This window comes from Alphaproteobacteria bacterium, from assembly GCA_041396705.1.
GTDB lineage: Bacteria > Pseudomonadota > Alphaproteobacteria > CALKHQ01 > CALKHQ01 > CALKHQ01.
In genome coordinates this window covers 84,270-108,511 of sequence record JAWKYB010000010.1, presented here as the reverse complement: position 1 = coordinate 108,511, position 24,242 = coordinate 84,270, and the positions used below count along the sequence as shown (strand labels likewise).

Genomic DNA, 24,242 nt, shown 5'->3' with positions numbered 1-24,242 from the left:
CGACGCGATGCTGTACGAGCTGCTGTTCCCGCTGGCCGATGATGTCGGCTTCTTCAACCTGTTCCAGTACCTGACCTTCAGGACCGGCGGCGCCGGCCTGACCGCGCTCGTGCTGAGTTTCATCGTCGGGCCGAAGATCATCCGCTGGCTGCGGCACAAGCAGCCGGGCGGCCAGCCGATCCGGGCCGACGGCCCGCAGTCGCACATCGTTTCCAAGGCCGGCACGCCGACCATGGGCGGGGTGATGATCCTGCTGTGCGTGGTGATCAGCACGCTGCTGTGGATGCGCCTGGACAACCTGTTCGTCTGGACCGTGCTGCTGGTCACCACCGGCATGGGGCTGCTCGGCTTCAGCGACGACTACCTGAAGCTGACCAAGCGCAACAGCAAGGGCGTCAGCGGCCGAGTCAAGCTGCTGGCCCAGTTCCTGCTGTCGCTGATCGCCGCCTTCCTGATAACCATGGCCACCGACGAAGGCATCGCGCTGAAGCTGGCGGTGCCGTTCTTCAAGGACTTCATGCCCAACCTGGGCTGGTTCTACGTGGTGTTCGCAGCGGTGGTGATGGTCGGCTCGTCCAACGCGGTCAACCTGACCGACGGGCTGGACGGGCTCGCGATCGTGCCGGTGATGATCGCGTCGGGCTGCTTCGCCCTGATCGCCTATCTGGTCGGCAACTTCAACTTCGCGGAATACCTGCAGATCCAGTTCGTGCCGGGGGCCGGCGACCTGGCGGTGTTCTGCGGCGCCATGGTCGGTGCCGCGCTCGGCTTCCTCTGGTTCAATGCGCCGCCGGCGATGGTGTTCATGGGCGACACCGGGTCGCTCGCCATGGGCGGCGCGCTGGGTGCAATCGCCGTGATTGCCAAGCACGAGCTGGTGCTGGTGATCATCGGCGGCCTGTTCGTGCTGGAAGCGGTCTCGGTCATCGTCCAGGTCGCCTCGTTCAAGATGACCGGTCGGCGGGTGTTCCGCATGGCGCCGCTGCACCACCACTTCGAACAGAAGGGCTGGGCGGAGCCGACCATCGTGATCCGCTTCTGGATCATCGCGTCGATCCTGGCGCTGGTCGGTCTCGCCACGCTGAAGCTGCGATGACCGCGCCGTCTGCCAGCCTGGACCTGTCGCGCTATGCCGGCGCGCGCTGCGGGGTGATGGGTCTTGCCCGCTCCGGCCTCGCCGCCGCCGAAGCGCTGGCCGATGCCGGCGCCGCGGTGACCGCCTGGGACGACGGCGAAGCCGCGCGCGGGCGCGTGGCGCGGCCCGACGTGACGCTGGCGCCGCTCGACCGCCAGGACCTGGCCGGGTTCCGCATGATCGTATGGAGCCCGGGCATTCCGCATCTGCACCCGCAGCCGCATCCGGCCGCCACCGCGGCGGCGCGAGCCGGCTGTCCGCTGGTCAGCGACATCGCACTGCTGGCCGAGGCGGCCGGCGACACGCCGCTGGTCGGGATCACCGGCACCAACGGCAAGTCGACCACCACCGCGCTGATCGGACACCTGCTGGCCAGCGCCGGCGTGCCCTGCGCCGTCGGCGGCAACATCGGCGCGCCGGCGCTGTCGCTGCCGCGGCTCGGGCCCGACGGCGTCTATGTGATCGAGCTGTCGTCCTACCAGCTCGAGCTGATCGACCGCGGCCGCTTCCGGGTCGCCGTGCTGCTGAACGTCACCCCCGACCATCTCGACCGGCACGGCGGCATGGACGGCTATGTCGCCGCCAAGCGCCGGCTGTTCGACCGCATGGACGCCGACGACGTCGCCATCGTGTGCGTCGACGACGAATGGACGCGGGCGATTGCCGCCGACCTCGCCAGCGCCGGCCGCCACGTGGTCCGGGTCGGCACCGGCGACGACAGCGAGTGCCTGTTCCACGTCGACGCGGCCGGCCGGCTGCACGACCGGCTCGACGATGCGCCGGCGGCGCCCGTCGACCTGACCGCCGCGGCCGGCCTGCCCGGCCGCCACAACTGGCAGAATGCGGTCGCCGCCTATGCCGCGGTGCGCATGCTGAAGCTGTCGCCGCGGACGATCGCGGCCGGCCTTGCCAGCTTCGCCGGCCTCGCCCACCGCATCCAGATCGTTGCCGAAGCCGGCGGCGTGCGGTTCGTCAACGACAGCAAGGCGACCAATGCCGAGGCCGCCGCCCATGCGCTGGCCTGCTTCGAGCGCATCCACTGGATTGCCGGCGGCGTGCCCAAGGCCGGCGGCATCGAGGCGCTGCGGCCGCTGTTCGGCCGCATCGCCCACGCCTATCTGATCGGCGAAGCCGCCGCGGACTTCGCCGCGACCCTGGCCGGCACGGTTCCCGCCACCCGCAGCGGCACGCTGGCGCGCGCCGTGGCCGACGCCTTCGCCGGCGCCCGTGCCGCCGGCGACGGCGTGGTGCTGCTGTCGCCGGCCTGCGCCTCGTTCGACCAGTTCGCCAACTTCGAGGCCCGCGGCGACGCCTTCGCGGCGCTGGCCCGGGCGGCCGCCGAGAACCCCGGGGCGCCGGCATGAGCAGCTTCACCCGTATCGACCGCTCGATCGTCGGCCGCTGGTGGTGGACCGTCGACCGCTGGAACCTGGTGGCGGTGATGCTGGTCATCGCCATCGGCATCCTGCTGATCCTGGCCGCCGGCCCGCCGGCGGCGGAGCGCATCCCGCTGCCGTCGTTCCACTTCGTCGAGCGGCAGTTCATGATGCTGCCGCTGGCGATCGCGCTGATGCTCGGCGTGTCGATGCTGTCGCCGCGCGGGGTGCGGCGGCTGGCGCTGCTGATGTTCGTCGGCGGGCTAGCCGCATCGGCGGCGACGCTGGTGATCGGCGAGGAGATCAAGGGCGCCCAGCGCTGGATCAACGTCGCCGGCTTCTCGCTGCAGCCGACCGAATTCCTGAAGCCGGGTTTCGCCGTGGTCGCCGCCTGGCTGTTCGCCAAGGCGCAGAGCACCGCCGGCTTTCCCGGCCGCAGCATCTGCATCGCGCTGTTCGGCCTGACCATGACCGTGATCCTGTCGCAGCCGGATCTGGGCATGGCGGCGGTGGTCGGCGCGGTCTGGTTCGGCCAGTTCTTCCTGGCCGGCCTGCCGCTGCTGCTGGTCGGCCTGCTGATCATCGGGGCCGTCGGCGCCCTGGTCGGCGCCTATTACGGCTTCGACCACGTGTCCAGCCGCATCGACCGGTTCCTCGATCCCGATTCCGGCGACACCTACCAGATCGACCGCTCGCTGGCGGCGTTCGAGAATGGCGGCATCTTCGGCCGCGGGCCGGGCGAGGGCCGGATCAAGGACCAGCTGCCCGACGCCCACTCCGACTTCGTGTTCGCGGTCGCAGGCGAGGAATACGGCCTGCTGTTCTGCCTGCTGGTCGTCGGCCTGTTCGCGCTGATCGTGCTGCGCGGCTACAGCCGGGTGATGCAGTCGCAAAGCCTGTTCATCCTGCTGGCGGCGGCCGGGCTGTTCACCCAGTACGGCCTGCAGGCGCTGATCAACATGGCCTCGGCGCTGAAGCTGATGCCGACCAAGGGGATGACGCTGCCGTTCATCTCCTACGGCGGCTCCTCGCTGTTCGCGATCGCGATCGGCATGGGCATGGCGCTGGCGCTGACCCGGCTGTGGACCGACGACGGGGACGGCCTGTGACCGGCGCACAGAAGACCGTCGTGCTGGCCGCCGGAGGCTCCGGCGGCCACATCTACCCGGCCCGCGCGCTGGCCGAGACCCTGATCGCGCGCGGCCACAAGGTGGTGCTGGTCACCGACCGCCGCGGTGCCGCCTTCGACGACGCGCTGCCCCAGGTGCAGGTGTTCCGGGTCCAGGCCGGCGCGCCGTCGGGCCGCGGCTTCTGGGGCAAGCTCGACGGCGTCGGCCGCATCCTGCGCGGCCTGGGCCAGGCCCGCCGCATCCTGCGCGAGCTGCGACCTGCGGTTGTCGTCGGTTTCGGCGGCTACGCCTCGGTGCCGACAATCATGGCCGCGACTCGGCAAGGACTCGCCACCGTGCTGCACGAGCAGAACGCAGTTCTAGGTCGCGCGAATCGAATGCTTGCCCCGCGAGTCGGTAAAATCGCGACCGCCTTTCCGAGTATTCGGGGGGTTTCCGATCAGAATTCGGGTAAGCTGTCACGAACTGGAAACCCGATTCGCGCGGAGATCGCGGCCTTGGCCGAAACCCCGTACAACCCGCCGGAATCTGCGGAAAAGCTGCACCTGCTGGTGTTCGGCGGCAGCCAGGGTTCGCGCGCGCTGAGCCTGCTGGTGCCCGCCGCCGTGGCGCTGCTGGACGCCGGCCACCGCGGTCGGCTGGCGGTCGCCCAGCAGTGCCGTCCGGAGGACCTGGACGAGGTCCGCGCCGCCTATGCCGCGAGCGGCGTGCAGGCGGAGGTGGCGACCTATTTCAACGACATGGCGGACCGGCTGCGGGGCGCCCACCTGGCGATCACCCGGGCCGGCGCCTCGACCATCGCCGAGCTGTCGGCGGCCGGGCGGCCGGCGATCCTGGTGCCCTATCCCTACGCCACCGACGACCACCAGCGCGCCAATGCCGAGCAGCTGGCCGCGGCCGGCGGCGCCTGGACGATGATCGAGGCGGAGACCACCGCGGAAGACCTGGCCGCCGCGTTGCGCCGGCTGATGGACGACACGGCCGCGCTGGCCGAGGCGGCGGAGCGCGCGCGCGGCTTCGGCATCGTCGACGGCGCGGCGCGGCTGGCCGACCTGGTCGAGGCCTGCGCCGGCATCAACCGCGCCGCGGATGCGGCACTGGCGGTGGCGTCATGACCGGTGCGATGCCCTTCGACATCGGCACGCTGCACTTCATCGGCATCGGCGGCATCGGCATGAGCGGCATCGCCGAGGTCATGCACACCCTGGGCTACAAGGTGCAGGGCAGCGACGTGGCCGAGAACGCCAACGTCAAGCGCCTGCGCGCGCTGGGCATCCCGGTGACGGTCGGTCACGACGCCGCCAACCTGGGCGACGCGGCGGTGGCGGTGGTGTCGTCGGCGATCAAGGCCGGCAACCCGGAGCTGGACGCCGCCCGCGCCGCGCGCACGCCGGTCGTGCCGCGGGCCGAGATGCTGGGCGAGCTGATGCGGCTGAAGTGGTCGGTCGCCATCGGCGGCACCCACGGCAAGACCACCACCACCTCGATGGTCGCCGCCCTGCTCGATGCCGGCGGCATGGACCCGACCGTGATCAACGGCGGCGTCATCAACGCCTACGGCACCAATGCGCGCCTGGGCAAGGGCGACTGGATGGTGGTCGAGGCCGACGAGAGCGACGGCAGCTTCGTCAACCTGCCGGCGACGGTCGCGGTGGTGACCAACATCGACCGCGAGCACATGGACTACTACGACAGCTTCGCGGACGTGCGCGACGCGTTCCAGGCCTTCGTCGCCAACATCCCGTTCTACGGCTTCGCGGTGATGTGCATCGACCACCCGGAGGTGCAGGCGCTGATCCCGGCGCTGTCCGACCGCAAGGTCATCGCCTATGGCAAGAGCCGGCAGGCCGACGTGCGCGCCACCAACATCGCGATCAGCCCGAGCGGGGCGCAGTTCGACGTGGAGATCGGCGCCCATGTCACCGGCGGGCCGGTCACGCTGCGCGAGCTGAAGCTGCCGATGGCCGGCGAGCACAACGTGCTGAACGCCTGCGCCGCCATCGCCTGCGCGATCGAACTCGGCGTCAACCACGCCGCGATCCGCAAGGGCCTCGCCCGCTTCGGCGGGGTCAAGCGCCGCTTCACCCACACCGGCACCGTCGGCGGTATCACCGTGATCGACGACTACGGCCACCACCCGGTCGAGATCGCCGCCGTGCTGGCCGCGGCCCGCGGCACCGGCGCCGGCCACGTGATCGCCGTGGTCCAGCCGCACCGCTACACCCGGCTCAGCGCGCTGTTCGACGACTTCTGCACCTGCTTCAACGATGCCGACGCGGTGCTGGTCGCCGACGTCTATCCGGCCGGCGAGGCGCCGATCGAGGGCGTCGACCGCGACGCCCTGGTCAGCGGGCTGCGCGCCCATGGCCATCGCCATGCCGAGGCGCTGGACGGCCCGGATGCTTTGGCAGGGCGGGTGGTCGAGCTGGCACGGCCGGGCGATCTGGTCGTCTGCCTCGGTGCCGGCAGCGTCACCGCCTGGGCCAACGCCCTGCCCGAGCAACTGGCCGCGATCCTGGAGCCGGAGCCGGCCGCGGCCGGAGGCCAGGGGCGATGACCGCCGCGATGGCCAGGATTCCCGACATGCCGGCTTCGGCGGGCCCCGCCCTGATCGACCGGATGCCGGCCCTGCGCGGCCGCGTCTCCGCCTGGGCCGAGCTGGGCCGCACCAGCTGGTTCCGGGTCGGCGGACCGGCCGAGGTGCTGGCCCGCCCGGCCGACGCCGACGATCTGGCCACCCTGCTGGCCGGCCTGCCGGGCGACGTGCCGGTGACGGTGATCGGCGTCGCCTCCAACCTGCTGGTGCGCGACGGCGGGGTGCCGGGGGTGGTGGTCAAGTTGGGCCGCGGCTTCGCCGACATCCGGCCGGACGGCACCGACGTGATCGCCGGCGCCGCCGCGCTGGACGTCAACATCGCCAAGGTCGCCGCCGCGGCCGGCATCGCCGGGCTGGAGTTCCTGGTCGGCGTGCCTGGCACGCTCGGCGGCGGACTGCGGATGAATGCCGGCGCCTATGGCCGCGAGCTGCGCGACGTGCTGGTCGAGGCCTATGCGATCGACCGCGCCGGCCGGCACCTGACGCTGGACCTGGACGCGATGGCGATGGACTACCGCCATTGCGGCGCGCCGGACGACCTGATCTTCACTGGGGCGCGCCTGCGCGGCGGCGCCGGCGACCCGGCCGAGATCGCCGCCCGGATGGCCGCGATCCAGGTGGCGCGCGAGCAAAGCCAGCCGATCCGGTCGCGCACCGGCGGCAGCACCTTCGCCAACCCGCCGGGCGCGAAGGCCTGGAAGCTGATCGACCGGGCCGGCTGCCGCGGCCTGCGGCTGGGCGGCGCGCAGGTGTCCGAGCAGCACTGCAACTTCCTGATCAACACCGGCGACGCCACCGCCGCCGACCTGGAGGATCTGGGCGAGACCGTGCGCGCCCGCGTGCTGGCCGCCACCGGCGTGACCCTGCGCTGGGAAATCCGCCGCATCGGCGTGCGCGCGCCCCAGCAGCGGGAGGACGCGTGATGGCCAAGCGCGTCGCCGTGCTGATGGGCGGGATCTCGGCCGAGCGCGAGGTCTCGCTGTCGAGCGGCGCCGGCTGCCTGAAGGCACTGCGCGCCGGCGGCTTCGACGCCTATCCGATCGACGTCACCGACGACATCGCCGCCCTGGTCAAGGCGCTGACCCCGCCGCCCGACTGCGTGTTCAACATGCTGCACGGCCGCTTCGGCGAGGACGGCTGCATCCAGGGCCTGCTCGAGCTGATGGGCGTGCCCTACACCGGTTCCGGCGTGCTGTCGTCGGCGCTGGGCATGGACAAGCGGGTGTCGCGCGCGGTGCTGGAGGCGGCGGGCCTGGCCATGCCGCCGGCGATGCTGATCCATCGCGCCGGCGCCCCGAAGGGCGACCCGATGCCGCGGCCCTTCGTGGTCAAGCCGGTGGCGGAGGGTTCCAGCGTCGGCGTGCGGGTGCTGTTCGAGGGCGACAACGAGCCGGCCTTCGACGCCGAGACCTGGGCCTTCGGCGACGAGGTCTATGTCGAGCGCTACATCCCCGGCCGCGAGATCCAGGCAGCGGTGATCGGCGAAGGCGAAGGCGCCAGCGCGCTGGGCGCGATCGAGATCCGGACCCGGCGCAAGTTCTACGACTACGTCGCCAAGTACACGCCCGGCGAGTCCGAGCACCTGATGCCGGCGCCGATCCACCCCGACGGCTATGCCGAGGTGCTGCGCGTCGCCGAGCGCGCGCACCGCGCCCTGTCGTGCCGCGGCGTCAGCCGCGTCGACCTGCGCTACGACGATACCGGCGGCGAGCCGGGGAAGGTCTACGTGCTGGAGGTCAACACCCAGCCGGGCATGACCCCGACCTCGCTGGTGCCGGAGATCGCCGCCTATCACCGCGTCTCCTATGTGGCGCTGGTGAAGTGGATGGTCGAGCTGGCCACCTGCGACGTGCCGGCCAGCATCCGCAGGCCGGTGCGCCACAAGGGGGACGCGGCATGAACCCGTTCCGCGACGAGCCGCAGCTCGACCCCTATCCCGACGTGTTCGAGGATGCGACCGTCTGGGACAACGTGCGCCCGGTCGGCCGCGACCACCCGGTCCTGGCGCTGCTCAGCGGCCAGCATCCGTCGTGCCGCTGGGTCGACCGCTGGGCGCGCATCGCCGGATTCGCGCTGGCGCTGTGCGTCATCGGCGGCTCGGTCGCCTATGCGGTGCGCTCCGACCTGCCCGCCCGCCTGTCGGAGCAGGTTGCCGACGTCGGCGGCTATGCCGTGCAGCAGGCCGGCTTCCAGGTCGGCGACGTGCTGGTTTCCGGCCGGACCCATACCGAGCTGGAGGCGCTGCGCATCGCCATCGGCCTGAACCGCGGCGACCCGATCCTGGACATGGATCCGGAATCGATCCGCACGCGGATCGAGTCACTTGCCTGGGTGCGCAGCGCCGAAGTGGTGCGCCAGTTGCCCGACATCATCCGCATCCGGCTGGTCGAGCGGGTGCCGTTCGCGCTTTGGCAGCGCAACGGCCGCGTCGCCGTGGTCGACGAGGAGGGCGTGATCCTGCCGGCCACCGGCAGCGAGTCCGAGGCCAGCCTGCCGATCGTCATCGGCGAGCATGCGCCGGACCATGCGCCGCACCTGTTCGCGATCCTGTCGCAGGAGCCGGAGCTGTCGCGCCGGGTCCGCGCCGCCACCTGGATCGACGACCGCCGCTGGACCGTGCGGCTGGACAGCGGGATCGACGTGCTGCTGCCCGCCGACCGGCCGGCCGAGGCCTGGGCGCGGCTGGCGCGGCTGGAGGCCGAGCACATGCTGCTGGAGCGCGACGTCGTCGCCATCGACCTGCGGCAGGACGACAGGCTGACGGTCGAACTGAGCGACGACGCCATCGAGCAAATGGGGATCGGACAGGATGCGTGACGGGCTGGTTGCCGCGCTGGACATCGGCTCCAGCAAGATCTGCTGCCTCATCGCCGACATCTCGCGCGAGGGGCCGCCGCGGGTGACCGGCATCGGCCACCAGATCTCCAGCGGCGTGCGCAATGGCGTGATCACCGACATGGATGCGGTCACCCATGCCATCACCGGCGCCGTGCATGCGGCCGAGGAGATGGCGGGCGAGACCATCGACCGTGTGATCGTGGCGCTGACCGGCTGTGCGCCGCAGTCGCGCACCGTCACCGCATCGCTGCCGATCACCGGCGACCAGGTCACCGATGCCGACATCCGCCGCGTGCTCGAGGCGGGCCGCAGCCGTCACAATCGCGACGACGAGATCGTGCTGCACGCGGTGCCGCGCAGCTTCGGCATCGACGGCCAGTTCGGCATCAGCGACCCGCGCGACATGTACGGCAGCGAGCTGTCGGTGGAGATGCACCTGTGCGGCGCGCCGGCCAGCCACGTCCGCACCCTGCAGAGCTGCGTGCGCCGCGCCCATCTGGTGATGGAGACGCCGGTTGCCGCCGGCTATGCCGCGGGCCTGGCCTGCCTGGTCAGCGACGAGCTGGAGTTGGGCGTCACCCTGGTCGACATGGGCGCCGGCCGCACCTCGTTCGGCGTTTTCTTCGACGGCGCGCTGGTCCATGCCGATTCCGTGCCGGTCGGCGGCGCGCACGTCACCAACGACATCGCCCACGGGCTGTCCACCCCGATCGGCCATGCCGAGCGGATGAAGACGCTGTACGGCGCCGCCCTGCCTTCGCCGTCCGACGCGCAGGAGGTGATCGACGTGCCGCTGGTCGGCGAGGACGGCCGCCGCGACGGCCAGCAGATCCCGCGCGCCGTGGTCAACACCATCATCCAGCCGCGCATGGAGGAGACCTTCGAACTGGTCCGCGCCCGCATCGAGCATTCCGGCGTCGCCAACCAGGCCGGCCGCCGCGTGGTGCTGACCGGCGGCGCCAGCCAGCTGCAGGGCGTCCGCGACTTGGCCGGCCACGTGTTCGACAAGCAGGTCCGCATCGGCCGGCCGATCGGCTTCGCCGGCCTGGCCGAGACCAGCGGCGGCCCGGCATTCGCCACCGTCGCGGGGCTGATCGCCTACGCGGCGCGCGTGCAGCAGGAGCCGGTGCTGCAGACCGTCACCAAACCGCATCGCGCCGGCCTGTTCGGCCGGCTTGGCCTGTGGCTGAAGGAGAGCTTCTGACCATGATACGGCCCGAGCTCACCGCCCGCAGGCTCAGGCGGCTCTGGCGCATCAGCCGGCCGCCGGCGGACCGCACCCCCCATGGCCGACGCAGCAAGGCGCCGCCCGGCCCACCCCCTGAACGAACGGCTGCCTGCAGAGTGGCCGACCCCAAGCACCAAGCCCTAGGCGCATCGAAGCGGAGACAAGCATGACCCTCAACCTCAACATCGAGCAGATCCAGCCGGAGCTTCGCCCGCACATCCTGGTGATCGGCGTCGGTGGTGCCGGCTGCAATGCCGTCAACAACATGATCCGAGCCAAGCTGGAGGGGGTCGAGTTCCTGGTCGCCAACACCGACTCCCAGTCGCTGGCCGCGTCGCTGTGCGAGCGCCGCATCCAGATCGGCGCCAACCTGACCCAGGGCCTGGGCGCCGGCGCCCGGCCCGAGGTCGGCCGCGCCGCCGCCGAGGAGGACCTGGACCAGCTGCTGGCCCAGCTCGACGGCGTGCACATGGCGTTCATCACCGCCGGCATGGGCGGCGGCACCGGCACCGGCGCCGCACCGGTGATCGCGCGCGCGATCCGCGAGCACGGCATCCTGACCGTGGGCGTGGTGACCAAGCCGTTCCACTTCGAGGGCCAGCAGCGCATGCGGATCGCCGAGCAGGGCATCCAGGAGCTGCAGCAGTATGTCGACACGCTGATCGTGATCCCGAACCAGAACCTGTTCCGGATCGCCAGCGAGAAGACCACCTTCGCCGATGCCTTCAACATGGCCGACGAGGTGCTGAACTGCGGCGTGCGCGGGGTCACCGACCTGATGGTGATGCCGGGCCTGATCAACCTGGACTTCGCCGACATCCGCACCGTGATGGGCGAGATGGGCAAGGCGATGATGGGCACCGGCGAGGCCGACGGCGACCGCCGTGCGGTCGATGCCGCCGAGGCCGCCATCTCCAACCCGCTGTTGGACGACGTCTCGATGAAGGGCGCCCGCGGCGTGCTGATCAACATCTCCGGCGGCAACGACATGACCCTCTACGAGGTCGACGAGGCCTGCAACCGCATCCGCGAGGAGGTCGATCCCGACGCCAACATCATCTTCGGCGCCACCTTCGACGATGCGCTCGACGGACGGATGCGGGTCTCGGTGGTCGCCACCGGGATCGAGGCATCCGACGAGGCCGCGCCGCGGACCACCGTGCTGAGCCTGGCCACCGACGCCGGCCGTCCGGTCACCGTGCGCAACCCGGCACGTGCGGCCGATGCGCCGCTGAAGCCGGCCGAGAACTTCGAGGTCAAGGCACAGGCGGCGATCGCCGAGCCGGAAGAGGAAGAGATGGTCGAAGCGGAGCCGGAGCCGGCCCGCCCGGCGGCGGTGCGCGAGCCGGCACCGAAGCCGGCCGCCCAGCCGACGATCCGCACCTACGGCCAGCCGAGCCTCGGCGCCGCGCCGGTGGCCAGCCCGTCGGTGGACACCGGCAGCCGCATGCCGCTGCGCGCCGGCCCGCGCGCCTCGGCGGCGGGTGCGGCGACGACGATGCAGCAGCGTCCGTCGGCCCCGACCTACGGCCACAGCGCGATCCCGGCACCGTCGATGGCCGCGACCGCCCGCGCCATGCCGGAACCGGAGGATGCCGAGGAGCCCTACATGCCGCCGCAGGCGGTGGAGCCGCAGAGCCGGCGCCAGCCGCTGGACGCGCCGGCCGAGGCCGACGAGCCGGGCAAGGGCGGGCGGTTCCGCTTCCGCGGCAAGCACGGTGCCAGCCTGTTCGAGCGGATGACCGGTACCGGCCGCGCCCGCCGCGAGGACGAGGAGCACGACGAGGAGCAGCTCGATCCGGTGGTCGAGCGTCCGCGGGCGCAGGCCCGGCCGACCCGCGAACCGCTCGCCCAGCCGCAGCTGACCGGACTGGAAAGCGAGGAGCGGCCGTCGTCGCAGCGCCAGCCTGAGGACGACATGCTGGACATCCCGGCATTCCTGCGTCGCCAGGCCAATTGATCGACTTGCGCTAGTCACCGCAACAGCGTCGGCATGGTGCGATGCCCCCGCCGCCCCCCGGCGGGGGCATCACTTTTTGCGGCAGTCTCGGCGTCGCAACCTGCGCCCGGCGCTTGACGGCGGCGGGCACCCGGCGGTAGCTAGGCCGCATGTACGGGCAGTACGGCATTGCGCGGCGAATTACCGTCCCGGCCCCCGAGGAGGGTCCGGGTCACGGTTACGCCTGCGTTTCGTCTTGCCGAGAGGAGACATCCGACGATGTCCGCCACTGCCGCACCAGCCACCGCTCCAGCCGCCGGCGCTGAGCGACCGCATCCTGCCGAAGCCACAGCGCCCGCGCCGTCGTGCTGGCGTTTCCGTATGGTCGGCGACGCCGACCCCGGCCTGCTGCCCCGCGTTGTCGCCCCGATCGCCAAGCTTGGCCTGGTCCCGGACCGCTGCGCATTCGATCTGCGCGGCGACGGGCTCGCCATGATCGAGCTCGTCGTCGCCGGGCTCGGCCCCTGCCAGGCCGAACACATGCGGCTCTGCTATGCCGGCCTGCCGACGATGCGGGCGGTCGATCTGTCCGCCGCGTCAGACTGAGGGGCGACGGCGATGCAGGAACGCCTCTACATCTTCGACACCACGCTGCGCGACGGCGCGCAGACCCAGGGTGTCGACTTCTCCGTCAACGACAAGACCGCCGTCGCCCACGCGCTGGACGCCCTCGGCGTCGCCTATGTCGAGGGCGGCTGGCCGGGGGCCAACCCGACGGACGATGCCTTTTTCGGCGCCCCGCCGGCGCTGGCGACCGCCACCTTCACCGCCTTCGGCATGACCCGGCGGCCGGGGCGCAGCGTCGAGAACGATCCCGGCGTCGCCGCCCTGCTCAACGCGTCCGCGCCGGCGATCTGCATGGTCGGCAAGGCCTGGGATTTCCATGTCGACGTGGCGCTGGGCGTGGCCCGGTCTGAGAATGTGGCGATGATCGCCGACAGCGTCGCCCACGTCGTCGCGCGGGGCCGCGAGGCGCTGTACGACGCCGAGCATTTCTTCGACGGCTACAAGGCCAACCCGGCCTATGCGCTGGAGTGCGTGCGCGCCGCCCATCGGGCCGGCGCCCGCTGGGTGGTGCTGTGCGACACCAACGGCGGCACGCTGCCGCACGAGGTACGCCGCATCGTCGCCGAAGTGACCGAGCACATCCCGGGCGAAAGGCTGGCGATCCACGCGCACAACGACACCGAGAACGCGGTGGCCAACTCGCTGGCGGCGGTGGAAGCCGGTGTGCGCCAGGTGCAGGGCACGCTGAACGGGCTCGGCGAGCGTTGCGGCAATGCCAACCTGGTCTCGCTGATCCCGTCGCTGATGCTGAAGTTCGACGGGCGCTACGACCTCGGCATCTCCGAGGCCCAGCTGCAGAACCTGACCCACGTCTCGCGGCTGCTCGACGAGCTGCTGAACCGCGGCCACAACCGGCACGCCGCCTATGTCGGCGAGGCGGCCTTCGCCCACAAGGGCGGGCTGCATGTCTCCGCGGTGCAGAAGGACCCGCGCACCTACGAGCACATCGTGCCGGCGACGGTCGGCAACCGCCGTCACATCGTCGTCTCCGACCAGGCGGGCCGGTCCAACGTGATGGTGCGGCTGGCCGAGGTGGGCATCGAGGTCGCGCGCGACGACAAGCGCATCGACAGACTGGTGCGCGAGGTGAAGGCGCGCGAATTCGACGGCTATACCTACGACGGAGCCGAGGCCAGCTTCGAGCTGCTCGCCCGGCGCGCGCTCGGCGAGCTGCCCGAGTATTTCCGGCTGGTCAGCTTCCGCAGCGAGGTCGAGCGCCGGCTCAACGCCCGCGGCGACCTGACCACGGTCAGCCAGGCGGTGGTCAAGATCGAGGTCAAGGGCGAGGTCTCGATGCAGGTGGCCGAGGGCAACGGCCCGGTCAACGCGCTCGATGCGGCGTTGCGCAAGGCGCTGAACCCGGTCTATCCGGGCCTGGAGACCGTGCGCTTGACCGACTTCAAGGTCCGCATCCTCACGCCACAGGCCGCGACCGCCGCGGTCACCCGCGTGATGGTCGAATCGGAGGATGCGGACGGCCGGCGCTGGTCGACCGTCGGCATCTCGGCCAACATCATCGACGCGGCCTACATCGCCCTGCAGGACAGCCTGACCTTCTATCTGTTCCACAAGGGCGAGGCCGACAGGGCGCGCCGCGCGGCGGAGTAGCGCGGACGTGGCCGGCACGGATTCGACCCAGGCGCCCAAGCTCGGCGGGCCCGCCGTCATCCTGATCGAGCCCCAGCTCGGCGAGAACATCGGCGCTGCCGCGCGGGCGATGCTGAACTGCGGACTGACCGACCTGCGGCTGGTCAACCCGCGCGACGGCTGGCCGAACCCGAAGGCGCAGGCGATGGCGTCGGGCGCGCTCGACGGCCACGTCGACGCCACCATTCACGACAGCACCGCCGCGGCGATCGCCGACCTCAACTATGTGCTGGCGACGACGGCGCGCCACCGCTTCATGAGCAAGCCGATCTATACCGCCCGCCAGGGCGCGCTGGAGCTGCGCTGTCGGTTCGGCGCGGGCCAGCGCACCGGCCTGCTGTTCGGGGCCGAGCGCTCGGGCATGACCAACGACGACGTGGCGCTGGCCGACGCGATCCTCACCGTGCCGCTGAACCCCGCCTTCTCCTCGTTGAACCTCGGCCAGTCGGTGCTGCTGGTCGGCTACGAGTGGTACCTGACCGACGATGCGACGCCGTCCCTCGCCTTCGAGGACAAGGGCTCGCCGCCGGCGTCGAAGGCCGACCTCGTCAACTTCTTCGAGCGGCTGGAGGCGGCGCTGGACAGCACCGGGTTCCTGCGGCTGGCCGACAAGCGGCCGACCATGGTCCGCAACCTGCGCAACCTGTTCCAGCGCGCCGAGCTGACCGAGCAGGAGCTGAAGACCCTGCACGGCGTGATCGTGTCGCTGATGCGCGGCCCCGCCGCCGACGGCTGAGCCGCGGGCTCAGGCGGCCGCCGACGTCCCACCGGCACCGTCGGCCGGCTCGCCGGCCGCGGCCCCGCCCGGCCCGGCATAGGGCAGGCTGACGATCACGGTGGTGCCGACCCCCTTCTCGCTCTGGATGCGCAGGGTGCCGCCGTGCAGCTCGACCAGCGAGCGGGTGATGGCGAGGCCCAGGCCGGTGCCGCCGCGGCCCCGGGTATAGGACGAACGCTCCTGGTGGAACGGCTGCAGCACCTTGTCGAGCTGGTCGGCCGAGATGCCGACGCCCTGGTCGATCACCGAGATCCGATAGCTGTCGCCGGACTCGCTCGGCTTGCCGACCACGTTGATGGTGGTGTCCGCCCGGGCGAACTTCGCCGCGTTCGACAACAGATTGGCGAACACCTGGCGCAGCGCGACCGGGTCGGCCTGGATCACCGACGGCCCGACCAGTTCGACCGCGATGGCGATCGCGCGCTCCTGCGCGGCAAGCCTGACGAAGCGGTGCGCGGCGCCGACCGCCTCGGCCAGCGACGTCGCCTCGATCGAGAGTTCCGCCCGGCCCGCCTCGATCTTCGAGAATTCGAGCACGTCGTTGATCACCGACAACAGGTGGCGCCCGCTGGAATTGATGTCGGCGGAGTATTCCTTGACCCGGGCCGGATCCGCCGGCGCCGAGCACAGCAGGTCGGAAAAGCCGATGATGGCGTTCAGCGGGGTGCGCAGCTCGTGGCTCATGTTGGCCAGAAACATCGACTTGGCGCGGCTGGCCGCCTCCGCCTCCGCCGCCAGCTGGCGCTGGATGTCGCGCTCGCGCTTCAGCCGGGACTCGCGCGCCGCGATGGCGTCGATGAAATAGCCGTGCGCGCGCGCCATCTGGGCGATCTCGTCGCGGTCGGCGTCGTCGACCTTGACGAATTCGCCGTTGACGCCGCGGCGCATGGCGACCTGCAGGCGCTTGATCCGGTCCAGCACCCGTTGCCGGAACAGCACGACGCCGAGGAAGCCGGCCCCGACGCTGATCGCCATGATCGCCGCCAGCGTCAACTGCCCGGCACTGACATTCTCCAGGATCGCCTCGCGCTGACGGTCGGTCACGGTGCTGATGCCGTTGAACAGCGTCACGGTCGCGGACACCAGCGCGGTGGCCGCCCGGCGGTTGTCGGCCAGCCGCGTCTCCACCTCGCGTTCCGCATCGGCCAGGTCGACGGCGCGGCCGAGAACGCCGCTGTCCGGGACCAGCAGCTGGTCGACGGTGGCGTGTATGCCGGACAGCGCCGCCTGGATATCGGGCGTGAGCCGGGTGAACCGGGCCGACAACGCCTGCCAGCGCGCGCGCAGCGATTCGATCTGCGCCTGCCCGATCGCATGGTCCGCCAGCGCCGTCGCCGTCACCGCCTCCCAGATCAGGTCCGCCGCCTCGTAACGCCACTGCCGCGCCGGCGGCCGCAGCGACGGGATCGTCGACATCGCCTCCAGGACGCCGGCGGAATCCGAGAAGGCGGGCAGCGAAAGCGCCTTGTGCGCCTCGTTGGCCCGCGCCACCAGAAGATCGAACTGGAACTGCGCGGCGATGTGGCGCCCGGCCGCCTCGTCCAGCGCCTCGATGTTGGCCAGCAAGGCGTTGCCCGTGGCCCGCACCCGCTGCAGCGGCGCATCCGACAGTGCGGTGCCGGCCAGCGCGCCCTCGAGCTCATCAAGGACCTGCAGCAGGTCGCGCCGCCGCTCCAGTGTGCTGTCGCGGTTCGCCGCCAGTTCCACGCTCGAACGCGACGTCGCCAGTGCCGGCGCGGCGACGGCCAGGTCGTTGGCGGCGCGGGCGAGCGCGCCGGCGGTGGACAGCACGGGCAGGGTTTTGCCGGCAAGGTCGCTGAACGCGCCGCCCAGGCCGAACAGCAACGTCATTGCCACAACGCCGGCGGCCAGGGCGCACGCCATCGTCGTCGCGATCGTCATGACGAATTTGCTGGTGATGCCGAATTGCATCAAACGCCACCGACCTGCTTCGAGCATTGCGCCGCTGAGGCTAGGTCACCGGCTTTAAACACCGATTAACGCATGTAGTAATGCGTGCAATGCCGCGGCAGCCCGGCGCCCCGGTCGCGCACGGTTTGACATTGCCGATGAAGTCTGTATAACCCGCGCCATTGCTGGACATGCGGGCGCGGCTGGAAACGGGCCGCGCCCCGCTTGCTTTCGGGCCCGGCCACCATCGGCGGCCATTCCGGCGAGCAGGCTATCCGGTACACGAGCGCGAACACCGCAGCCGCGACACGCGGCCCAAAAACGGGAGCACGGACGCATGAGCAAGCGCGTCGCCGCCAAATACAAGATCAACCGCCGGTTGCGCTGCAACCTGTGGGGCCGCCCGAAGAGCCCGTTCAACCGCCGCGAATACGGCCCCGGCCAGCATGGCCAGCGCCGGCGCAAGCCGTCCGACTTCGGCCTGCAGCTGATGGCGAAGCAGCGGCTGAAGGGCTATTACGGCAGCATCGGCGAGAAGCAGTTCCGGCGCTACTACGAGAACGCGACCCGCCGCAAGGGCGACACCGGCGAGAACCTGATCGAGCTGCTGGAACGCCGCCTGGACGCGGTGGTCTATCGCGCCAAGTTCGTGCCGACCGTGTTCGCCGCCCGTCAGTTCGTCAACCACGGCCACATCCGGGTCAACGGCAAGCGCGTCAACATCGCCTCCTACATGGTGCGCGACGGCGACGTGATCGAGATCAAGCAGAAGTCGCGCGAGCTGCCGCTGGTGCTGGAGGCGATCGCGTCGACCGAGCGCGACGTGCCGGACTATCTCAGCGTCAATTTCGACAAGCTGACCTGCACCTTCCTGCGCCCGCCGTCCTTCGCAAACCAGGACGTGCCCTATCCGGTGCACATGGAACCGAACCTGGTGATCGAATTCTATTCGCGCTGACCGCGCACGGATCGGAACGGCAAAAAGGGCGGCCGCGGGGCCGCCCTTTCCATTTGCAGCCGGCGCCGCCGGACGTTCAGGACGGCGCCTGCATCATGAACGGGCTCAGGTCGGTGTCAGGATCGTCGCTATCGGCGAACTGCATCTCGACCTTGTTGCCGTCGGGATCGAAGACGTTGACCTGGCGAATGTTCAGCAACGGCACGACCCGAACATAGTAAGGCACGCGGTGATCCCGGCACCGCTCGGTGAACTGCTTCAGCCCTTCGCAGCGGAAAGCGAAGTGTTCGATCTTCGGATCGCGCGGATCGATCGGCTGCTCGATCTCGACCAGGTGCACCGCGGCGCGCCCGCCGCACCACAGCCAGGCGCCGCCGAAGGAGAAGGGCGGGCGATCGCCGTCCTCGAGGCCGATGATGTCGCGGTAGAAGGCGGTCATCTCCGCCAGCCGCATCGTCTGCAGGTTGACGTGGTCGAGCACCTGGGCGGTCATCTCCCCTCCTCATCTGCCCTTTTCGCTGGCGGGCATTACAGCCGACCGCGGCCGCGCGCTCAAGACCGACGCGAACCGGTCCGGCGCCGGTTCAGGCCGGCGCTTGCATCAGGTGCGGGCTCAGGTCGGTGTCCGGGTCGTCCGTCGCCTCGAACTGCATCTCGACCTTGTTGCCGTCGGGGTCGAACACGTTCACCTGGCGGATGTCGAGCCCGGGCACGATCGCGACATAGTACGGCACCCGCTTCTCGCGACACAGCGCCGTGAACCGCTTCAGGCCGCGACAGCGAAAGGCGAAATGCTCGATCTGCGGCTCCTTCGGCTGCAGGCCGGCCCGCAGCGTCACCAGATGCACCGCCGCCAAGTCGCCGAGATAGAGCCAGGCGCCCGGCACGTCGAAATCCGGCCGCGCGCCAAGCTCGAGACCGACGATGTCGCGATAGAACGCGACCATCTGGTCGGTCCGGGCCGTCTGCAGGTTGACGTGATCCAACGCGAACGCCGCCATGGCGCTACCCTCCCCCAAACGGACGCCCGACGGGCGGCCTCGCTGCCGCCATTTGAACGCGGCGCCGCGCTGCGCTCAAGCGCACGCGGCATTGCATCGCATGGCCGACCTCGCCGCCGGTCGGCCCGGGCGGCAGATTCGGGCGCCAAACTCGCGCGGCGGATTCAGGCAGCCGGCTGGGCTGCGATGCCGTTGGACGAGAACACCGTCGCCAGCTCGCCGGACTGCGCCATCTCGCGCACAATGTCGCAGCCGCCGACGAACTCGCCCTTGACGTAGAGCTGCGGGATGGTCGGCCAGCTGGAAAAGTCCTTGATCCCCTGGCGGATCGCCGGGTCGGTCAGCACGTCGATGCCCTTGAAGGCGATACCCATCTCGTTGAGCACGTGCACGACGGCGGCCGAGAACCCGCACTGCGGGAACATCGGCGAGCCCTTCATGAACAGCACCACGTCGTTGGCGTCGATCTCGCCGCGGATGCGGTCGAAAACCTGGTTCTCGGTCACGGTCGATTCCTCTCCATTGCCGCCGCCGGCGGCGTCACTCCGGTGCCTCGGTCTTCAGCGCGAGCGCATGCAGCTGGCCGCCCATCTCGCCCTTCAGCGCACCGTAGACCATCTGATGCTGCTGCACGCGCGACTTGCCGGCAAAGGCGGCCGAGACCACGTGCGCCGCATAGTGGTCGCCATCGCCGGCCAGGTCGGTGATGTGGACCTGCGCGTCCGGCAGGGCCTCCTTGATCAGGCGCTCGATCTCGTCCGCGGCCATCGCCATGGCGCCAGCCTCCTCGCCGGTTGCCGTCAGCCGCCCTGCTGGGCGGTGCCCATGTAGCGCGGCAGCCACAATTCGTTCAGCACGCGCAGCTCAGCCGTGGAGATAATCGCACGCCCATCCACAGTCAAACGGTCGCCGCCGCTGATGCCGATGACCTGGGCCGCGACGCCGGCGGCCGCCGCCTGCTCCTGCACCAGGCCCGGCGAATCGGTGGCGATCACATAGCGGCCCTGGTCCTCGCCGAACAGCCAGGCATTGGTCGCCGCGCGACCGCTGCCGATGTGGCCGGGGGTGTTCAGCGAGGCGCCCTGCCCGCCCGCCAGCATCATCTCCACCACGGCGACCAGCACGCCGCCGTCGGACACGTCGTGGCTGGCGCCGACCATGCCTTCGCCGATCAGCCGGCGGACCAGCGTGCCGGCGCGCCGCTCGGACATCAGATTGACCGGCGGCGGCCGGTTGCCGTCTCGCTTCAGCACCAGCCGCGCGAACAGCGACTGGCCGAGCCAGCCGGGCGCGTCGAGGTCGCCGCCGACCAGCAGCAGCGACTGGCTGGGCCGCCGCAGCGCGATCTCGGCGCGGCGGTGGAGGTCGGCGAGCAGGCCGACGCCGCCGATCACCGGCGTCGGCAGGATCGCCTCGCCATTGGTTTCGTTGTAGAGCGAGACGTTGCCGGACACGATCGGGAAGTCCAGCGTCCGGCACGCCTCGGCCATGCCGCGGATGCAGCCGACGATCTGCCCCATGATCTCGGGTCGCTGCGGATTGCCGAAGTTCAGGTTGTTGGTCGCGGCCAGCGGCTGGGCCCCTACCGCGCACAGGTTGCGCCACGCCTCGGCCACCGCCTGCATCGCCCCGCCATAGGGGTCGCCGGCGCAATAGTGCGGATTGCAGTCGGTGGTCAGTGCCAGCGCCTTGACCGTGCCGTGCACCCGCACCACCGCGGCATCGCCGCCGGGCCGGCCGACGGTGTCGCCCATCACCATGTGGTCGTACTGTTCCCAGATCCAGCGCCGGCTGCTGAGGTCGGGGCTGCCGACCAGCGTGCGCAGCACCTCCTCCAACGGCAGGTCGGCGGCGGCATCGACCTCCAGCGGCGGCCGCGGCTCCGCCTCGACGAACGGGCGGTCGTAGACTGGCGCCGCCTCGACCAGCGGATGCAGCGGCAGGTCGGCCGCCGTCGCGCCGTCCTTGCGCAGGACCAGGCGGCCGGTGTCGGTCAGCGTGCCGATCACCGCGAAATCCAGCTCCCAGCGGGCGAAGATCGCCTGCGCCTCGGCCTCACGGCCGGGCTTCAGCACGATCAGCATCCGCTCCTGGCTTTCCGACAGCATCAGCTCATAGGCGGTCATGCCCGGCTCGCGCGTCGGCACCCGGTCGAGGTCGATGTCGACGCCGAGACCGCCCTTCGCCGCCATCTCGACGGTCGAGGAGGTCAGGCCGGCCGCCCCCATGTCCTGGATGGCGACGATGGCGTCGGTCGCCATCAGCTCCAGGCAGGCCTCCAGCAGCAGCTTCTCGGTGAACGGGTCGCCGACCTGGACCGTCGGACGGTTCTCGATGCTGTCGTCATCGAATTCCGCCGACGCCATGGTGGCGCCGTGGATGCCGTCGCGGCCGGTCTTCGAGCCGACATAGACGATCGGGTTGCCCAGGCCGGCGGCCGCGGCGCGGAAGATGCGGTCGCTGTCGACCAGCCCGACCGCCATGGCATTGACCAGGATATTGCCGTTGTAGCTGGGGTCGAACTGGCATTCGCCGCCGACGGTCGGCACGCCGATGCAGTTGCCGTAGTAGCCGATGCCGTGCACCACGCCCGACACCAGGTGGCGGGTACGCGGGTGGTCCGGGCTGCCGAAGCGCAGCGCGTCGAGGATCGCGATCGGGCGCGCGCCCATCGTGAACACGTCGCGCAGGATGCCGCCGACACCGGTCGCCGCACCCTGTACCGGCTCGATAAACGACGGGTGGTTGTGGCTCTCGATCTTGAACGCGACCGCCTGGCCGTCGCCGATGTCGACGATGCCGGCGTTCTCGCCCGGACCCTGGATCACCTGCGGGCCGCTGATCGGCAGCGTGCCCAGCCACTTGCGCGACGACTTGTAGGAGCAGTGCTCCGACCACATCACGGAGAAGATGCCGAGTTCGGTGTGGTTCGGCGCGCGGCCGATCAGGCGGACGATCTGGTCGTACTCGTCGGCCGACAGGCCCATCAGGTCCGCCGGGCGGCCGTCGGCACCCTGCTGCGTCGCCGTCATGCCACCAGCCCCAGGGCCGAGCGCAGCACCACCGCGCCGTCCTCGCCGCCGAGCTCGGGCTCGAACAGCCGCTCCGGATGCGGCATCAGGCCGACCACGTTGCGCGCGGCGTTGCAGATGCCGGCGATGTTGGCCAGCGAGCCGTTCGGATTGGCGCGGGCGCTGATCGAGCCGTCGCGGTCGCAGTAGCGGAACACCACGCGGTTGTCGTCCTCCAGCATCTGCAGCGTCGCGGCGTCGGCGAAATAGTTGCCCTCGTTGTGGGCGATCGGCATGCGCAGCACGGCGCCGCGGCCGGCTGCCATGCTGGCCGCGGTCGCCGTGGTCTCGACCCGCACATAGACGTCCTTGCAGATGTAGCGCAGGCTGGCGTTGCGCAGCAGCGCGCCGGGCAGCAGCCCGGCCTCGACCAGGATCTGGAAGCCGTTGCAGATGCCGAGCACCGGCACGCCGTCGTCGGCGCGAGCGCGCACCGCGCGCATGATCGGACTCAGCGCCGCCATCGCGCCGCAGCGCAGATAGTCGCCGTAGGAAAAGCCGCCGGGGATCACCACCAGGTCGCAGGGCGGCAGCGCCGTCTCGCGGTGCCAGACCATCGCCGGCCGCTCGCCCGAAAGCTTGGCGATCGCCACCGCGGCGTCGCGGTCGCAGTTCGATCCGGGAAAGACGACGATGGCGGCGGTCATGCGGCAGCCTCGCGCCCCTGCCGACCGGCGGCGGTCATGCCCGCGGCGGCTTGGCTCATCCCTCGATATGGATGCGGTAGGTTTCGATCATGGCGTTGGCCAACAGCTTCTCGCACATTTCGACCACCTGGCGCTTGGCCGCCTCGAGATCGTCGCCGGCGAGGTCGAGCTCGATCAGCTTGCCCTGCCGCGCCTCGGCCACGCCGTCGAAGCCTAGCCCGTGCAGCGCGTTGGCGATGGCCTTGCCCTGGGGGTCGAGCACGCCGTCGCGCGGCATGATCAAGATCCGTGCCTTCATCCGCCTCGCCGTCCGCCGGTCGTGCCGCTATTGCATTGTCGCCGGGCCCTTCAGGTCGCGCGGGCCAGCGTCGGGCAGGATGCCCAGCCGCCGCGCCACTTCCTGATAGGCCTCTTCCACCCCGCCGAGGTCCTGGCGGAAGCGGTCCTTGTCCAGCCGTTCGTTGGTGTGCACGTCCCACAGCCGGCAGCTGTCGGGGCTGATCTCGTCGGCCAGCACGATACGCATCTCTTCGTTGTTCCACAGCCGGCCGAACTCGATCTTGAAGTCGATCAGGCGGATGCCGACGCCGAGGAACAGGCCGCTGAGGAAGTCGTTGACCCTGAGCGACAGGGCCATGATGTCGTCCAGGTCCTGCGGTACCGCCCAGCCGAAGGCGGTGATGTGCTCCTCGGTGACCAGCGGGTCGCCCAGCTCGTCCGACTTGTAGTAGAACTCGACGATCGAGCGCGGCAGCGCGGTGCCGTCCGGCATCGCGAACCGCTTGGCAAAGCTGCCGGCGGCGACGTTGCGCACCACCACCTCCAGCGGAATGATCTCGACCTCGCGGACCAGCTGCTCGCGCATGTTCAGCCGGCGCACGAAATGGGTCGGCACGCCGATGTCGCCCAGCCGCTGCATCAGATATTCGGAGATGCGGTTGTTCAGCACCCCCTTGCCGGTGATGGTGCCGCGCTTGGTGTTGTTGAACGCGGTGGCGTCGTCCTTGAAATACTGGACCAGCGTGCCCGGCTCCGGCCCCTCATAGAGCACCTTGGCCTTGCCTTCGTAGATCTGTCGTCGTCTGGCCATGGGATGTGTCCGGCGGGAAGGACCCCGCCCCTCTCAGGTCGCGTCGCCACCGGCCGAATCCGTACCGGCCGAGCGGGCGCGACGCGACGATGCGCAGCGCAGGCTGCATATAACAACCCGCCCCGGCCAACACAATGACGGCGGCGCCGCGGCGGCCGCGGTGCGGCGATGAACCTGCTTGGCTGGACCGGCCGCCTGCCTATATTGACAGCGAACGGGCGGCGGCCGCCGCCGTGCGCCACGGGCCCGCGCCAGGGCCATGACCAATCC

At 70.7% G+C, this 24,242-nt stretch carries 23 protein-coding genes; 14 read left to right on the top strand and 9 right to left on the bottom strand.

From position 1 onward, the window contains the following. Nucleotides 1-7 precede the first annotated feature (7 nt). The 13 genes from mraY (at nucleotide 8) to R3F55_15360 (ending at nucleotide 15,252) form a co-directional block, all read left to right on the top strand. On the top strand, nucleotides 8-1,096 hold the full coding sequence (mraY, locus tag R3F55_15420; GenBank protein MEZ5668798.1) for a phospho-N-acetylmuramoyl-pentapeptide-transferase: 1,089 nt from the start codon (nucleotides 8-10) through the stop codon (nucleotides 1,094-1,096). After that, on the top strand, nucleotides 1,093-2,499 hold the full coding sequence (murD, locus tag R3F55_15415) for a UDP-N-acetylmuramoyl-L-alanine--D-glutamate ligase (GenBank protein ID MEZ5668797.1): 1,407 nt from the start codon (nucleotides 1,093-1,095) through the stop codon (nucleotides 2,497-2,499). The genes mraY and murD overlap by 4 nt, the downstream gene beginning before the upstream one ends. After that, a complete protein-coding gene (locus tag R3F55_15410; GenBank protein ID MEZ5668796.1) occupies nucleotides 2,496-3,620 on the top strand; it encodes a putative peptidoglycan glycosyltransferase FtsW in 1,125 nt (374 codons plus the stop codon). Before murD ends, R3F55_15410 begins: the two co-directional genes overlap by 4 nt. After that, on the top strand, nucleotides 3,617-4,756 hold the full coding sequence (gene murG, locus R3F55_15405; GenBank protein MEZ5668795.1) for an undecaprenyldiphospho-muramoylpentapeptide beta-N-acetylglucosaminyltransferase: 1,140 nt from the start codon (nucleotides 3,617-3,619) through the stop codon (nucleotides 4,754-4,756). The genes R3F55_15410 and murG overlap by 4 nt, the downstream gene beginning before the upstream one ends. Continuing rightward, a complete protein-coding gene (gene murC / locus R3F55_15400; GenBank protein ID MEZ5668794.1) occupies nucleotides 4,753-6,198 on the top strand; it encodes a UDP-N-acetylmuramate--L-alanine ligase in 1,446 nt (481 codons plus the stop codon). The genes murG and murC overlap by 4 nt, the downstream gene beginning before the upstream one ends. After that, nucleotides 6,195-7,160 carry a UDP-N-acetylmuramate dehydrogenase gene (murB, locus tag R3F55_15395; protein MEZ5668793.1) on the top strand — a complete coding sequence of 322 codons (966 nt, stop codon included), beginning with the start codon at nucleotides 6,195-6,197 and terminating at the stop codon, nucleotides 7,158-7,160. Before murC ends, murB begins: the two co-directional genes overlap by 4 nt. Continuing rightward, nucleotides 7,160-8,137, top strand: a complete 978-nt coding sequence (locus tag R3F55_15390; GenBank protein MEZ5668792.1) for a D-alanine--D-alanine ligase — start codon at nucleotides 7,160-7,162, stop codon at nucleotides 8,135-8,137. Before murB ends, R3F55_15390 begins: the two co-directional genes overlap by 1 nt. Beyond that, entirely contained in the window at nucleotides 8,134-9,054 is a 921-nt protein-coding gene (locus R3F55_15385; GenBank protein MEZ5668791.1) for an FtsQ-type POTRA domain-containing protein, read from the top strand. The genes R3F55_15390 and R3F55_15385 overlap by 4 nt, the downstream gene beginning before the upstream one ends. Further along, nucleotides 9,047-10,279 carry a cell division protein FtsA gene (ftsA, locus tag R3F55_15380; GenBank protein MEZ5668790.1) on the top strand — a complete coding sequence of 411 codons (1,233 nt, stop codon included), beginning with the start codon at nucleotides 9,047-9,049 and terminating at the stop codon, nucleotides 10,277-10,279. The genes R3F55_15385 and ftsA overlap by 8 nt, the downstream gene beginning before the upstream one ends. 190 nt (nucleotides 10,280-10,469) lie before the next feature. After that, entirely contained in the window at nucleotides 10,470-12,263 is a 1,794-nt protein-coding gene (gene ftsZ / locus R3F55_15375; GenBank protein ID MEZ5668789.1) for a cell division protein FtsZ, read from the top strand. A gap of 360 nt (nucleotides 12,264-12,623) precedes the next feature. After that, nucleotides 12,624-12,848 (top strand): hypothetical protein, encoded by a 225-nt coding sequence (locus R3F55_15370; GenBank protein ID MEZ5668788.1) that lies wholly within the window; start codon nucleotides 12,624-12,626, stop codon nucleotides 12,846-12,848. Between the two features lie 12 nt (nucleotides 12,849-12,860). Further along, the gene (cimA, locus tag R3F55_15365) at nucleotides 12,861-14,477 is read left to right on the top strand and encodes a citramalate synthase (GenBank protein ID MEZ5668787.1); all 1,617 of its coding nucleotides are present in this window, start codon (nucleotides 12,861-12,863) and stop codon (nucleotides 14,475-14,477) included. Nucleotides 14,478-14,484: 7 nt separating this feature from the next. Further along, a complete protein-coding gene (locus tag R3F55_15360) occupies nucleotides 14,485-15,252 on the top strand; it encodes an RNA methyltransferase (GenBank protein ID MEZ5668786.1) in 768 nt (255 codons plus the stop codon). A 9-nt stretch (nucleotides 15,253-15,261) separates the two neighbouring features. On the opposite strand, the gene R3F55_15355 is transcribed toward R3F55_15360, so the two are convergent. Further along, nucleotides 15,262-17,196 carry an ATP-binding protein gene (locus tag R3F55_15355; protein MEZ5668785.1) on the bottom strand — a complete coding sequence of 645 codons (1,935 nt, stop codon included), beginning with the start codon at nucleotides 17,194-17,196 and terminating at the stop codon, nucleotides 15,262-15,264. 346 nt (nucleotides 17,197-17,542) lie between these two features. Between R3F55_15355 and rpsD the strand changes: the two genes are divergently transcribed. Continuing rightward, nucleotides 17,543-18,163, top strand: a complete 621-nt coding sequence (rpsD, locus tag R3F55_15350; protein ID MEZ5668784.1) for a 30S ribosomal protein S4 — start codon at nucleotides 17,543-17,545, stop codon at nucleotides 18,161-18,163. A gap of 76 nt (nucleotides 18,164-18,239) precedes the next feature. Here rpsD and R3F55_15345 read toward each other — a convergent pair whose 3' ends face one another. From R3F55_15345 to R3F55_15310, 8 genes are all read right to left on the bottom strand, one after another. Beyond that, entirely contained in the window at nucleotides 18,240-18,656 is a 417-nt protein-coding gene (locus tag R3F55_15345) for a VOC family protein (GenBank protein ID MEZ5668783.1), read from the bottom strand. A 91-nt stretch (nucleotides 18,657-18,747) separates the two neighbouring features. Then, entirely contained in the window at nucleotides 18,748-19,164 is a 417-nt protein-coding gene (locus R3F55_15340; protein ID MEZ5668782.1) for a VOC family protein, read from the bottom strand. Between the two features lie 164 nt (nucleotides 19,165-19,328). Further along, nucleotides 19,329-19,670, bottom strand: coding sequence for a Grx4 family monothiol glutaredoxin (gene grxD / locus R3F55_15335; GenBank protein ID MEZ5668781.1), 342 nt, complete (start codon nucleotides 19,668-19,670; stop codon nucleotides 19,329-19,331). A 34-nt stretch (nucleotides 19,671-19,704) separates the two neighbouring features. Continuing rightward, nucleotides 19,705-19,938, bottom strand: a complete 234-nt coding sequence (locus R3F55_15330) for a BolA family transcriptional regulator (protein MEZ5668780.1) — start codon at nucleotides 19,936-19,938, stop codon at nucleotides 19,705-19,707. Between the two features lie 26 nt (nucleotides 19,939-19,964). Continuing rightward, the gene (purL, locus tag R3F55_15325; protein ID MEZ5668779.1) at nucleotides 19,965-22,196 is read right to left on the bottom strand and encodes a phosphoribosylformylglycinamidine synthase subunit PurL; all 2,232 of its coding nucleotides are present in this window, start codon (nucleotides 22,194-22,196) and stop codon (nucleotides 19,965-19,967) included. Next, complete coding sequence (gene purQ, locus R3F55_15320; protein MEZ5668778.1) at nucleotides 22,193-22,882, bottom strand: phosphoribosylformylglycinamidine synthase subunit PurQ; 690 nt, start codon at nucleotides 22,880-22,882, stop codon at nucleotides 22,193-22,195. The genes purL and purQ overlap by 4 nt, the downstream gene beginning before the upstream one ends. A 55-nt stretch (nucleotides 22,883-22,937) precedes the next feature. Next, the gene (gene purS, locus R3F55_15315) at nucleotides 22,938-23,180 is read right to left on the bottom strand and encodes a phosphoribosylformylglycinamidine synthase subunit PurS (GenBank protein MEZ5668777.1); all 243 of its coding nucleotides are present in this window, start codon (nucleotides 23,178-23,180) and stop codon (nucleotides 22,938-22,940) included. A 27-nt stretch (nucleotides 23,181-23,207) separates the two neighbouring features. Then, complete coding sequence (locus R3F55_15310; GenBank protein ID MEZ5668776.1) at nucleotides 23,208-23,972, bottom strand: phosphoribosylaminoimidazolesuccinocarboxamide synthase; 765 nt, start codon at nucleotides 23,970-23,972, stop codon at nucleotides 23,208-23,210. Between the last annotated feature and the right edge of the window lie 270 nt (nucleotides 23,973-24,242).